This window comes from Thiomicrorhabdus arctica DSM 13458 (assembly GCF_000381085.1).
GTDB classification, from domain to species: domain Bacteria; phylum Pseudomonadota; class Gammaproteobacteria; order Thiomicrospirales; family Thiomicrospiraceae; genus Thiomicrorhabdus; species Thiomicrorhabdus arctica.
On the sequence record NZ_KB905899.1, the window covers coordinates 1,775,370 to 1,787,779 of the forward strand.

11 protein-coding genes are annotated in these 12,410 nt (G+C 42.3%); 2 read left to right on the top strand and 9 right to left on the bottom strand.

The window, feature by feature from the left end; all coding sequences use genetic code 11:
* Positions 1-110 precede the first annotated feature (110 nt).
* On the top strand, positions 111-2,246 hold the full coding sequence (locus tag F612_RS0108280; RefSeq protein WP_019557300.1) for a putative bifunctional diguanylate cyclase/phosphodiesterase: 2,136 nt from the start codon (positions 111-113) through the stop codon (positions 2,244-2,246).
* A 521-nt stretch (positions 2,247-2,767) separates the two neighbouring features.
* Complete coding sequence (locus tag F612_RS0108285) at positions 2,768-4,594, top strand: DEAD/DEAH box helicase (RefSeq protein WP_019557301.1); 1,827 nt, start codon at positions 2,768-2,770, stop codon at positions 4,592-4,594.
* A gap of 181 nt (positions 4,595-4,775) precedes the next feature.
* Here the strand turns inward: F612_RS0108285 and F612_RS0108290 are convergent, their stop codons facing one another.
* The 9 genes from F612_RS0108290 to soxC form a co-directional block, all read right to left on the bottom strand.
* On the bottom strand, positions 4,776-5,291 hold the full coding sequence (locus F612_RS0108290; RefSeq protein ID WP_019557302.1) for a GlcG/HbpS family heme-binding protein: 516 nt from the start codon (positions 5,289-5,291) through the stop codon (positions 4,776-4,778).
* Between the two features lie 245 nt (positions 5,292-5,536).
* Positions 5,537-5,857 carry a GIY-YIG nuclease family protein gene (locus F612_RS13140; protein ID WP_019557303.1) on the bottom strand — a complete coding sequence of 107 codons (321 nt, stop codon included), beginning with the start codon at positions 5,855-5,857 and terminating at the stop codon, positions 5,537-5,539.
* 30 nt (positions 5,858-5,887) lie between these two features.
* Entirely contained in the window at positions 5,888-6,385 is a 498-nt protein-coding gene (moaC, locus tag F612_RS0108300; protein ID WP_019557304.1) for a cyclic pyranopterin monophosphate synthase MoaC, read from the bottom strand.
* A gap of 3 nt (positions 6,386-6,388) precedes the next feature.
* The gene (locus F612_RS0108305) at positions 6,389-7,594 is read right to left on the bottom strand and encodes a molybdopterin molybdotransferase MoeA (protein ID WP_019557305.1); all 1,206 of its coding nucleotides are present in this window, start codon (positions 7,592-7,594) and stop codon (positions 6,389-6,391) included.
* A gap of 58 nt (positions 7,595-7,652) precedes the next feature.
* Entirely contained in the window at positions 7,653-8,114 is a 462-nt protein-coding gene (gene moaE, locus F612_RS0108310; RefSeq protein ID WP_033394631.1) for a molybdopterin synthase catalytic subunit MoaE, read from the bottom strand.
* Between the two features lie 23 nt (positions 8,115-8,137).
* Positions 8,138-8,386: a molybdopterin converting factor subunit 1 gene (moaD, locus tag F612_RS0108315; protein ID WP_019557307.1), complete on the bottom strand. Its 249-nt coding sequence runs from the start codon at positions 8,384-8,386 to the stop codon at positions 8,138-8,140.
* Positions 8,387-8,452: 66 nt separating this feature from the next.
* Positions 8,453-9,454 (bottom strand): GTP 3',8-cyclase MoaA, encoded by a 1,002-nt coding sequence (gene moaA, locus F612_RS0108320; protein ID WP_026329690.1) that lies wholly within the window; start codon positions 9,452-9,454, stop codon positions 8,453-8,455.
* A gap of 244 nt (positions 9,455-9,698) precedes the next feature.
* Positions 9,699-10,766, bottom strand: a complete 1,068-nt coding sequence (locus F612_RS0108325) for a c-type cytochrome (RefSeq protein WP_019557309.1) — start codon at positions 10,764-10,766, stop codon at positions 9,699-9,701.
* Positions 10,753-12,114, bottom strand: coding sequence for a sulfite dehydrogenase (soxC, locus tag F612_RS0108330; RefSeq protein ID WP_019557310.1), 1,362 nt, complete (start codon positions 12,112-12,114; stop codon positions 10,753-10,755). The genes F612_RS0108325 and soxC overlap by 14 nt, the downstream gene beginning before the upstream one ends.
* Positions 12,115-12,410 lie beyond the last annotated feature (296 nt).

Here is a 12,410-nt window from a genome sequence, read left to right on the forward strand (position 1 = left end):
AGCTATTATTTGATAACCGTTCTTATTTAAGATTTTGCGCTCTTTTATCAATGATTTTTTTGTGTATGATGAATAAATATTTTCAATAAACTAAGCATTATCAATTTCTTATGCGAGAAGCACTCCCCAAGACAGAAGCCACTGACCTGATTGACCAATTAAAACAGGCCCATCAGGTACAAAAGCAACAAATTGTAGACCAGTTCCACGATGGTCTATTTTTGCTGACCGCGCAATTAACCCCCCTACTCATTAATGAAACAGGAAAGTCTTTTCTTGAAGAAAACTGGTTCTCAGCTTGCCCCTTTTCGCAAATTCAAGCTTATGCACAAAAACAAAATCGCTTACGTTTTGATTTAAAGAGCTGGTGTCTACAACAGTTTGAGTCAGAGAGTGATGCAACGAGCCCTCTATTATGGTTACGAATTCCCGCGTTATCTAAAGATAAATGTACGTTAGTACCCGTACTAATTTCAGCGGTTGTGATTCAATCGTCCGAAGATGATGGACGCAATCTATTAATTCAAATTCAGGATCAGTCTTTACAAATTCAAGCAGAAGCACAAATTCGTTTAATGGAAGCCAGTCATGCTGGACAGTTCATTACCGATGCACACGGTTACATTACCCAGCCTAACTATGCCTTTTCTGCATACACGGGTTTAAATCCTGACTCGCTTAAAAAAATCACTTATATAGAATGGTTGCAAAACCAAGTTGTGTTTAGAGTACCATTTGGCTCTGTCATGAAAGCCTTGTTAGAAAACGGCTGTTGGAATGGTGAAGTCCAACTAACCCCTTCCAGTAATGTTGAATATCATGCGGTGCTCAGTCTATCCATGTTGACGGATTACAATCGAAATATCGAACACTTTATTGCGGTATTACAAGACATTACCGATATTCGTCAAGCCAATAACGAAATTAAGCGTTTAGCTTATTATGACAACTTAACCGGTCTGGCGAATCGCACTCTGTTACACAATCAGATTGAAACCACTTTAGATCATTATCCTATCTCGCAAAGTTATTCGGGGTTAATTTTATTGGATTTAGACAGTTTCAGAATGCTTAACGATACACTCGGCCTTGAGATTGGTGATCAATTATTGATTTTAGTTTCTCAAAAACTGACGAAACTCGCGGGACCTGAAAACCTTGTTGCACGCCTTGAAGGTGACGAATTTGCGATACTGGTCAAAGAGATAAGTCAGAACCAAGAAGAAGCTCACACCAAGCTCCTTAATCTCGCCTATAAAGCGCAAGAAGCGATTGATGATCGTTACACCATAAAAAACCGTTCGTTACACTGCACTGCCAGCATCGGCCTGCATCTTTACAATCAACCCGAAGTAAATGCCCATAGTGATGAATTAATTCGCTATACCAATATGGCGATGCACGAAGCCAAAAATCTTGGTGGCAATCAGGTTTATCAGTTTGAGGAACGCCTCTGCAAAATAGCACAACAACGTTTAGAAATGCTCCAGGCCTTAAACCATTCTGAACTCGACAACGAATTTGAGCTGTACTTTCAACCCCAGGTAGATGCACAAGGTAATACCGTGTCTGCCGAAACATTGCTCCGCTGGTTCCACCCAGTACTTGGGCTTGTGCCACCCGCCCAATTTATCCCCGTGGCCGAAGAGGGTCGACAAATTATTAAAATCGGCTTATGGGTCATGCACAAAGCCTTTATTCAGGCGAAGTATTGGAATGAAACTTACGGCCCGTTTCGGATATCAATCAATATTAGTCCGATTCAATTCCACGAGCAGAGTTTTGTTGAGTTAGTCATTGGTCTGATTAAGTTTACTCAAGTAAATCCAAAACACATCACCTTAGAGTTGACCGAGGGGGTTTTGATTCGCAATACAAACTTGGCACTGCAAAAAATTCAGCATCTAGTGAGCTTAGGATTCCACATTTCAATTGATGATTTTGGAACTGGATACTCTTCACTGAGTTACCTGCAAAAGCTACCCATTCACGAGCTCAAAATTGACCAGAGTTTTATTCGTCATATTCCGGATAATGAAAATGATGTGGCGATAGTGGATTCTATTCTAAAATTAGCCCACAATAAAAATCTTACCGTGGTCGCCGAAGGCGTTGAGCTTGAGAGCCAAGCAGCATTCCTACGAGAAGCAGCACCTGAGGTACTGATCCAAGGCTACCTCTATAGCAAACCCATTCCCGCCGCAGAGTTTGAAACAAAATTCTTAGCCCAACGGCCTAAGCTCTAACAAATCTAATATACCTTGGATTCATTTTAGATTTCGACTCAAATATTTCAGGACAGATAACATCTTCCAACTCTTTACACTCTCTAATTAAAATCAACATCGATGAGACTCGCTCACCAGGCCTGGTCAATCTGTTTTTTCGGTAAAATTCATTAAAAAAAGATGTAAGCTTGCAAAATCATTAAAGTTTTACTATAATCCGGCTCTCGCAATGATTTGCACTTATTTATATATAAAATAAGCTTATGTCAAAGACGTAACAAATCATGCTTCGCAGAGCCATTTGCCCAACGCTTATCTTAAATGATAACGCCATCTGATTATTCTGATGCAAAGGTGCTCTATTAGACGCAATTTGCCCCAGAATAACGACTCTATTCTTTCGTTAAACTTTATTTAAAATTGAGAGAACGCCACTCTTTTTGTTGTGCGTGTTTGCTTTGGTTTTCTATTCAGTCGAAAAGACGCTTATTTATTCACGGGCATTTTTATTTCTCACAATGAGAAAAAGGACCTACCTGATGACTGTTGAAGTAACCTTCAAAGATCTCAAACTTTCTGACGACGTATTAAAAGCCATAACTGATATCGGCTATGAAACTCCGTCTCCAATCCAAGCCCAAGCGATTCCTGCCCTTTTAGAAGGTAATGATATCCTAGGTATGGCACAAACGGGTACTGGTAAAACAGCCGCGTTTGCATTACCTGCCTTATCTAATGCAGACTTCAAACAAAAAGACCCTCAAGTATTGGTATTAGCACCGACGCGCGAACTGGCGATTCAGGTGGCTGAAGCATTCCAAGGTTTTGCTAAGCACATGAAAGGTTTCCATGTATTGCCTATTTATGGCGGTGCCGATTACGGTACGCAAATTCGTGCTTTAACACGCGGCGTTCACGTCGTTGTTGGAACACCTGGTCGTGTTATGGATCACATTCGTAAAGGTACTTTAAAGCTTGGCGGCTTAAAGACTATGGTTTTAGATGAAGCCGATGAGATGCTTCGTATGGGATTCATCGACGATGTTGAGTGGATTCTTGAGCAAACGCCTAAGACACGTCAAATCGCTCTTTTCTCAGCCACTATGCCGAAAGAAGTTCACCGTATTGCGACCCGTTATTTGAATAATCCAACAGAAGTGATTATCAAAGCGACAACGGCAACCGCCATCACAATTGACCAGAAATACCTTATGGTTAGCGGTGGTCACAAGCTAGATGCGTTAACGCGTATCCTAGAAGCGGAAGAGAAGCTAGATGGTTCTATCATCTTCGTGCGCACTAAAACAGCCACTGTTGATTTAGCCGAAAGACTAGAGGCACGTGGTTATGCAGCGGCAGCCCTAAATGGTGATATTGCGCAGAACCAACGTGAGCGCATTGTCGATAATATCAAAAAAGGCAAGATTGATATCTTAGTCGCGACTGACGTCGTTGCTCGTGGTTTAGATGTACCGCGTATCAGTCACGTATTTAACTACGACATTCCACAAGATAACGAATCTTATGTTCACCGTATTGGTCGTACAGGTCGTGCCGGTCGCTCTGGTACTGCTATTCTTTTCGTTACACCACGTGAGAAGCGTTTATTAAGCTCTATCGAAAGAACGACTAAGAGCAAGATTCCTGAAATGCACTTGCCTTCGACACAAGACATCAACGACAGTCGTGTTGATCGTTTCAAGGCACGTATTGTTGAAGCGACTAAGCAAGACGATACTGCGTTCTATCAGCAGATGATTGAGCAGCTTGAGACTGAACAAAATATGCCTGCCGTTGAGATTGCAGCTGGTTTAGCGCGTCTATTACAAGGTGATATTCCTTTCTTCATGTCTGACAAACCACAACGTGAAGAACGTTCAGAGCGTAATGCCGGTGATGCTGGTGGTCGTGGTGACAGAAATGAGCGTGGTGGCCGTGGTGATCGCCCTGAACGTGGTGGTCGTGGAGAGCGTTCTGAGCGTAAACCACGCCGTGATCGCTCTGCAACGCCTGATGAAGGCATGACTCGCTTCCGTATCGAAGTAGGTAATCAGCACGGTGTACGTCCTGGGAATATTGTCGGCTGTATTGCTAACGAAGCCGGTTTAGACAGCGAATTCATTCGCCAGTTAAACATTGAGGACACATTCAGTACTGTTGACCTTCCTTCAGATATGCCAAAAGCAGCTAAGGAAGATTTAGGTAAAGCTTGGGTATGTGGTCAACAGTTGAAACTGAGTGAAGCGACTGGCGGATCTGCAGGCGGCAGTGCTGAACCTCGCAAGCGTCTTTCTCGTAACAAACCAGCTGGCGCTGACAAGGATAAAGGTAAGCCACGTCGCACACCTTCTCCACGTCGTAGCTAATGATTTGGAATGAAATACTCATTCCAATCCTAAACAATCCCTTAATACCCCTGAATATCAGGCTCAGTATTAGGGGATTTTTTTATGCTTGAAAAATGACCCTCCTCAAAACTTATTTAAAAAAATAGCGCCTTTCGGCGCCATTTCAAAACGATTAAACATGTTGATTAATCAATAGAAGTTACTGCATTTCTAAATCTTCTAACACCGATGCAACACCTGCAATTGCACATTTTTCATCATCCTTACCATCGGGTGCACCACTCACACCAACCGCACCATACGTTTTACCGCCTGCTTGAATAGGTGTAGAACCCGCCATAAAGGCTAAACCTGCCCCAATAGATTGCAATGGGCTATTAGCTCGGCCTTCAAGCTGAGAGCCTTTGACGTTAAACATAGCTGCGGTATAGGCTTTATTCTGACTAATGCCTAATGAAACGGGCGGAGCGATTGTATCTCTTAATTGTGCTTGAGTAATTCCATTACGATCCACCACCGTCACACTGATTGGAATACCTTTCTCACGACAAGCGGCCACCGCGTTCAACGCAATTTTATTCGCTACATCCATGGTAATTCTGGAGACATTAACCGTCATGGGTTCTTCTGCTTGTACCAGGCCACTGTTTAAACTCACCAGCCCCAATGCTAAAATAGACAGACTTTTTAATTTTGGTAGGATTCTTTGAGGCATCACTTCTCTCCAAGTAGTTTAAAACTAAATTTCATCATATTCCAAAAACAACATATTTCAAGCTTTTATGTACTCTACCCATAAATATTGGTCCAACCATTTATGAAAAATTCAATATTTTTAACAGTTGTGCTTGAGTCATAATAGGTATTGTTGATGACTATTTACAGAGTTATTTAGATGGATGTTATCCGCTTAGACGTTATTAAACGTTATTAAACGTTATTAAACGTTATTAAACGTTATTAAACGTTCCCGAATGACCCTCTGCACTGCGTTTGAGTAGAGCTACTTTGAATCAAACACTCTTTAGCCATTTTGGTCAGTAACTTAATCGCGTACTCTTTTTGAGTTGCGTGACTCCTATTGTCTGCGGGCTCTGAATAGACTAACTCGCAAGGTTGGCGTATTTTGGTATATTTTGCACCTCCTACTAATTCACCGTTGTGCTGTCTGAGGCGTCTTTGGAGGTTGGTTGTGATACCACAATACAATGTATTGTCGGCACAGCGTAAAAGGTAAACTGACCAGGCCTGGTCAGTTTGATTTTTGAGCGTTTCAGTCATCTTAGAAGCATAGTCATAAACAAGGTATTTTTATACCTCATCGCCTTTACGTATCCAATACCCTGATTTACCGCCTTTTTTCTCAAGCAACTGTACTTGGTCGATAATCATGCCTTTATCAACCGCTTTACACATATCATAAAGGGTTAAAGCGGCGGCTGATGCGGCCATTAATGCTTCCATTTCAACGCCGGTTTGTCCGACTAATTTGCATCGTGCCGTAATGTCAACCGAACTGTTTTCCAGATTAGGCATTAGCTCAACCTTGACGGAGGTCAACATTAGTGGGTGGCACATAGGGATAATATCAGGCGTGCGTTTAGCAGCCATGATACCCGCAATACGGGCCGTAGCCATGACATCACCTTTCTTATGTTTACCTTCGACAATCAGCTGTAATGTTTCAGGCAACATACGAATCACGGCCATTGCACGCGCTTCGCGTACAGTATGCTCTTTGGCACTGACATCAACCATACGAGCTTGGCCCTTTGAGTCTAGGTGTGTTAAAGGATTCTCAGTTGTCATAAGTTACTCATTGATTGGGTGAAATGGATAAAATGCGACCTTGTCGCCGTGGCTGATTTTGGTGTCTTCTGGAATCACGACAAAACCTTCAGCCCATACTGCGGAAGTTAAAACACCAGAACCTTGGTTATGATAGATATCAACATAGGTTTTTTGATTTTTATTAATCAATTTTGCCCGAGCGAACTCGCGTCTAAAACCGATTTTTGTCCATTCGAAATCGGCTTCTAACCATAAAGGCTTCGCTTTGATTGCGGTAGCGCCCTGCATCTTCAGCAGAAAAGGGCGTGCAAATAAGTTAAAGGTCGCAAAAGCCGAGACTGGGTTGCCTGGCAAACCTATAAATGGCGTGTCGTGAATGTCGCCAAATGCGAGTGGCTTACCGGGTTTCATTTTGACTTTCCACATATCAAGAGAACCTAACTGTTCTATCGCCGGCTTAATATGATCTTCTTCACCGACAGAAACACCACCGGTAGTAATCACAACATCTGCAACGCTTGCGGCTTCTTTCATCGCTTTGACAGTCGCTTCAAGCGTATCTTGTACGCGACCCAAGTCAATCAATTCAAATCCCAAGCTAGGAATCATTCCTGCTAATACATAGCGGTTTGCATTATATATTTTGCCCATCTCAGCTTTTTGTCCAGGCTCTATCAGCTCATCACCCGTTGTGAAGGTGGCAATTTTCAACGGCAGGTAAACCTCAACTTCTGCAATACCAATTGAGGCTATCAAACCCAAATCCTGACCCCGTAACTTATGACCTACCTTTAGAATTTCATCACTTATAGCAATATCTTCACCTACTAAACGGATATTCTGTCCTTTGAGGTGACCGGCTGGTTTTATATTAATCTGATGATCACCGACTGACTCAGTCTCTTCTTGCATCACCACCAGATTAGCCCCTTCAGGTATGACAGCACCGGTAAAGATTCGAGCAACGGTACCTGCTTTTAGGGGAGTGGGCATACAACCGGCGGGAATGCGCTGACTTAAAGTCAAAGCACCACTATGCTCCAGATCATAGCTGTGTAAGGCATAGCCATCCATCATGCTATTGTTATGAGGAGGGACATTGACATCAGAGATAATGGGTTCGGCTAAAATACGTCCATACGCTTGATGAATGGCTATAACCTCTGTCTTATTCGTTGGCTTAACTTGGCTGAGTAGGTAATGTAAAGCTTCATCAAATGTTTTCATATGCTCTCTTAAAAAAATACCCGCAAATGCGGGTAGATACTATAAATCGGACCTTTCACTATACGGCCCAACGGGCTTCTGCTTCTTTATCACTTACGCGCGAATCAACCCAACGAACGTCACCATCGGGTAATGTTTCCTTTTTCCAGAAAGGGGCATTCGTTTTTAGATAATCCATAATAAAATGCGCGGCATGAAAAGCATTTTCACGGTGACGGCTTGCAACAGCCACCAGCACGATTTGATCGGCTGGATACATTTTACCAATTCTATGAATAATTAAACTCGCTTCCAGTGACCAACGATCATGCGCTTCTAAGCGAATTTTTTCAAGCGCTTTTTCAGTCATTCCAGGATAATGCTCCAACTCTAAAATTGCAACTTCATCGCCCTCGTTGATATCACGCACAGTACCCACAAATGAAACCACCGCGCCAATATCTTTATGGCCAGTACGAAGCTTTGCATTTTCAACGGTAAGATCAAAATCAGCTTGCTGAATTTTAATATATGGATACATCTCTTCTGCATTTTTCACCGTCTTTACCCACCTGTAACCGGAGGAAAAAAGGCCACCTCATCACCTGCTTTGATTGCCGTTTCACGTGAAGCAACATCGTGATTCACTGCGATCTGTAAATTAGTATTTTCAAGTAAAGCCTGCTTCCAAAGATCACCACGCTGCGCTAACTCAGAAATCAACGCGCCAACAGTAGAATGTTGTGCAGGCATCTGCTCATCTGCTTGCCCCAGCATTTCTCTAAAACTTGCAAAATATAAGATATTAACCATCTAATTGTCCCTTCACCAAATCTTTTTGAACTAAATAAAACATCAGTTAATTAAATCAATAGGCTTTTAGCCCCCTAATTCAACCATCTGTCTGAACTCTATATTATGAACATTCTCATTAAAGAAGTGTTTTTCTGGTTTTTTAAGAAGCGCATCTACAATCAACTGTTGCAGCCCTTCATCTGTTATCCCTTCACGTAATGGAGTTCGTAAATCCACTGAATCTTCCTGGCCTAAACAGAGTGCTAAAACACCTTTAGCCGTCAAACGTACCCTATTACAGGTTTCACAGAAGTGATCAGAAACGGCAGAGATAACCCCAATACGCGTCTCTGAATTCCCAATAACGAAGTTTCGAGCGGGCCCATCATGGCTTTTGCCTGAGGAAGGGATCAAATTCTTGCCAACATGCTTTTTGATGCGCGCTAGAATCTTATCGGCAGGATAGTGTTGATTCATCATACTCACCCCTGCAGGGCCAATCGGCATGGTTTCGATAAAACGTACTTCAACGCCTTTGGCCAATCCGAAATCAACCATGGCTTCAATTTCGTCGTCGTTAGTGCCTTTCATAACAACCATATTGAATTTGACTGGCTTCATGCCTATCTCTAATGCTTTATCAACACCCGCTAATACTTTCTCTAAATCCCCTCCACGGGTGATATGGTTAAAACGTTTTGGCTTTAATGAATCAATAGAAACATTAATACGGCTCACCCCCGCCTTATGTAAAGCTTCAGCTTCACGCGCTAAGTGATGTGCATTGGTTGAAAGTGCAATGTCTTCAAGACCTTCATAAGCACTTATTTTCTCCACAAGGGAGGATAGATTTTTGCGCACTAATGGCTCACCCCCCGTCAAACGTACCTTAGCAATCCCTAGATCAACAAATGCTTTAATAATGCGCGCAAGCTCATCATAAGAAAGGTATTCAGTATGTCGACCTTCAGGATGCACGCCTTGCTCAGGCATACAGTAATCACACCGATAATTACATTTATCCGTTACAGAAACTCGAAGGTAGTTTATTTTTCGCATAAAGGGGTCAATTAATTCATTTCGCATAAGGCAACCATTATTGAGTTTTGCCAAGCGTTATATCCTGGCGGGAATAACGATATTCTACCGCATTTAAATATTGGAATTCAATTATTTATTGCCTTATTAAGGGCATTAACCCTAGGATTTAAAAGGAGATATGCTAAATTTCAAACATAAAAAAACCCCATTATGAAAATCATAATAGGGCTTTAAGACCTGATAGTTTGTATGTTGAACAACAGCTAAGCCATCGTTCAAACACTATAAACTACATTCCAGAGTGACCAACACCAGGCGGATCTTCGTGCATACGCTGAGGAACGTTGTACTGAGGTGTTCCATCAGGTAATTTACGTGCTTCTCTATAGTCAGTAGCATCACCTTTACCGTTACCACCAACTTGCGCATCTGGACAGTTCGTCATACAACGTTCATTATGAATAACTGGACGGTGATCGCAGAAGAAGTTACCTTGGTTAGGCATATACTTGTTCATCTTCATCAGCATTTCAGAGTTGAAGAAAGTTTCATCATCTAACTCATTGCCTTCATCATCAATCTTGATGTAGTTCGACTGAAGAATATAACCAGTCATCCCTAGGTAACCAGCATCACCGATAAACGATGCGTTTGGCGTCCAGAAAGGCATAGTACGACGGATATAATCAAAGATTGTTGTAGCATAAGGCCAGTAGTTACCAACAGCCTTCATAGGTGCTGGATCTGTGAAGCTAGACGTTACAAGGTTTTGATCAACGGCTAGAGCTAGATAACCCTTAGCGCCTTCACCAAAATCACCGTGACACATACCACAGAACTGAACGTATACCTTACCACCTTCTTCAATGGTCATCCCTACGTCAGCTGATGGTAAACCTTTACCATCACCATCCACAGTGATATTCCACTTAGATAAAGCGGCTTCAGCGATAGGTGTACCAAAACCATTTGCCACGAATGAAGAATCATCATGATAGTGCTTTGCAGCACTCTCGTGAACCTCGGTGAACGCAGCAGGAATCTTACACTGCGCGTTACCATGGTTACCACCATCAATGCTATCATCTACTTCGAAAGAGTATGGGTTTGCAGGATCTAACTTGCCAACCAATCCATTACGACCATGAGTTTCATCAGAACCCAAGATTGCTTCGATAACTGCTTTATCTAGGTACTTACCATCTGCTTTTTTGATAATTTCTGCATAGTTTGCTGCATATTTACCATCAATTTTATCACCAGCTTTGCTGTCTGAATTTCCAGACATAGCAAGTGCTGAACCAGAGAATAGTATTGCAACAGAAGCTGCAACTAATGTTTGTTTAGTATTGAACATTTTCAATCATGCCTCCGTTTTTACCTTGATCCCAACCGTGTACTCTCCACGTTACCATCGCTGTGCGGTGGTAAACGTTGTTAGTACCTTCCAAGTTACGCATTTGCGGCATTGGAGGCTGAACATAACCCGTTTCATCTGTAACACGACTCATCAAGAAAGCTTCTGAACCATCCCATTCCCATTCCATTTCGAAACGAGTCCAAGCTTTATCCAATACAACTGACGTGAAGTGAGCTTCTTTCCAATTCTTACCACCGTCAATTGAAATATCAACGTTAGCGACTTTACCACGACCAGACCAAGCTAAACCACGGATGTAGTATTTACCAGGACCTTGCATTTTGAAGTCAGGTGATGGGTAAGTAATGACTGAGTTTGCTTCCATATACCATGAGAAACGTTGTGCTGTTCCATCAGGCATAAGCTCTGTGTACTTAGATGTCTCTTCACGGTGCTGAATTGGCACATCATGGACCATAATACGACGCAGGTATTTAACCCACATGTTAGCTTCACAACCAGGAACAACCAAACGAATTGGATACCCTTGCTCACGACGAAGCGCTTCACCGTTCTGAGCGTATGCAACGAAACAATCGTCCATCGCTAGTTCAACGGGTACTGAACGTGACATTCCAGATGCATCAGCACCTTCAGGAATAATCCACTTACCTTCAGGTTTAATACCCGCTTCTTTCAATAGGTCAGATAGACGTACACCTGTGTATTCAACACAAGACATCATACCGTGAGTCCACTGAACAGAGTTCAACTGAACCCCTTTCCATTCAAGTGCACCGTTAGCAGGACATTCAATGAAGTGAATGCGAGAAATCGAAGGGAAACGCTTAAGATCATCCATAGTGAAAATCAAAGGACGTTCAACTAAACCGTGAATAACTAAACGGTGATCATCAGGATTGATTGTTGGAACACCACCATGGTAACGCTCAAAATGAAGACCATTAGGAGTGATAATACCATTCAACTGATGGATTGGAGACATCGTGATAGATGCCATTGAATCTGGAGTTAACCATTCAAGCGTACGACGCTGAACTTCTTTCTCAAAAGGAGAAGGCATTCCGTAAGGGTACTTACGAACACCAAAACCTAGAGACTTACGCGCTGCGCCGTCTTGTAATACGTCAGTTATTTCTGCTTTACCAGCATAAGGTGCTACTGCTTTCTTAGGATCGAAGCCAGCGCCTCCTGCTGCGTTAGCTGCTGAAGTGAACATCACTCCACCAGCTACGGCCGCGCTACCTTTTAAAAAGGCGCGTCGACCTTGGTTGCGACTGTCTTCAGTCTGTACTGCAACCTTGTCTACGATGTTATCTGTCATTTTTGCTCCTTGATGATCTTGCTGCTTCCAGCAAAACCCCAAATTCAAGAGTTTTAAATTGGTTCAATAGCCTGAACCCTTTTCGACCGTTATTCAGGCCATGCAGTTATTACTAATTGTTAATGATAAATTTAATAGCCAACGACTGCAAGTCAAAATACACCAAAAATTAGCATTCTCTTATATAATTTTTTTTATGGCAGGACTGTATATATTCTATATTTAGTCATATCGCGCACATAACCACTCTATATAGTAGGTATGCCGATTCTGATACATATTGATCCTCATTTTGG

Excerpts from the sequence above, each read along its gene's own strand:
- F612_RS0108280 (WP_019557300.1), top strand. The coding sequence starts at position 111 with ATGCGAGAAGCACTCCCCAAGACAGAAGCCACTGACCTGATTGACCAA.
- F612_RS0108285 (WP_019557301.1), top strand. The coding sequence starts at position 2,768 with ATGACTGTTGAAGTAACCTTCAAAGATCTCAAACTTTCTGACGACGTA.
- F612_RS0108290 (WP_019557302.1), bottom strand. The coding sequence starts at position 5,291 with ATGCCTCAAAGAATCCTACCAAAATTAAAAAGTCTGTCTATTTTAGCA.
- F612_RS13140 (WP_019557303.1), bottom strand. The coding sequence starts at position 5,857 with ATGACTGAAACGCTCAAAAATCAAACTGACCAGGCCTGGTCAGTTTAC.
- moaC (WP_019557304.1), bottom strand. The coding sequence starts at position 6,385 with ATGACAACTGAGAATCCTTTAACACACCTAGACTCAAAGGGCCAAGCT.
- F612_RS0108305 (WP_019557305.1), bottom strand. The coding sequence starts at position 7,594 with ATGAAAACATTTGATGAAGCTTTACATTACCTACTCAGCCAAGTTAAG.
- moaE (WP_033394631.1), bottom strand. The coding sequence starts at position 8,114 with ATGTATCCATATATTAAAATTCAGCAAGCTGATTTTGATCTTACCGTT.
- moaD (WP_019557307.1), bottom strand. The coding sequence starts at position 8,386 with ATGGTTAATATCTTATATTTTGCAAGTTTTAGAGAAATGCTGGGGCAA.
- moaA (WP_026329690.1), bottom strand. The coding sequence starts at position 9,454 with ATGCGAAATGAATTAATTGACCCCTTTATGCGAAAAATAAACTACCTT.
- F612_RS0108325 (WP_019557309.1), bottom strand. The coding sequence starts at position 10,766 with ATGTTCAATACTAAACAAACATTAGTTGCAGCTTCTGTTGCAATACTA.
- soxC (WP_019557310.1), bottom strand. The coding sequence starts at position 12,114 with ATGACAGATAACATCGTAGACAAGGTTGCAGTACAGACTGAAGACAGT.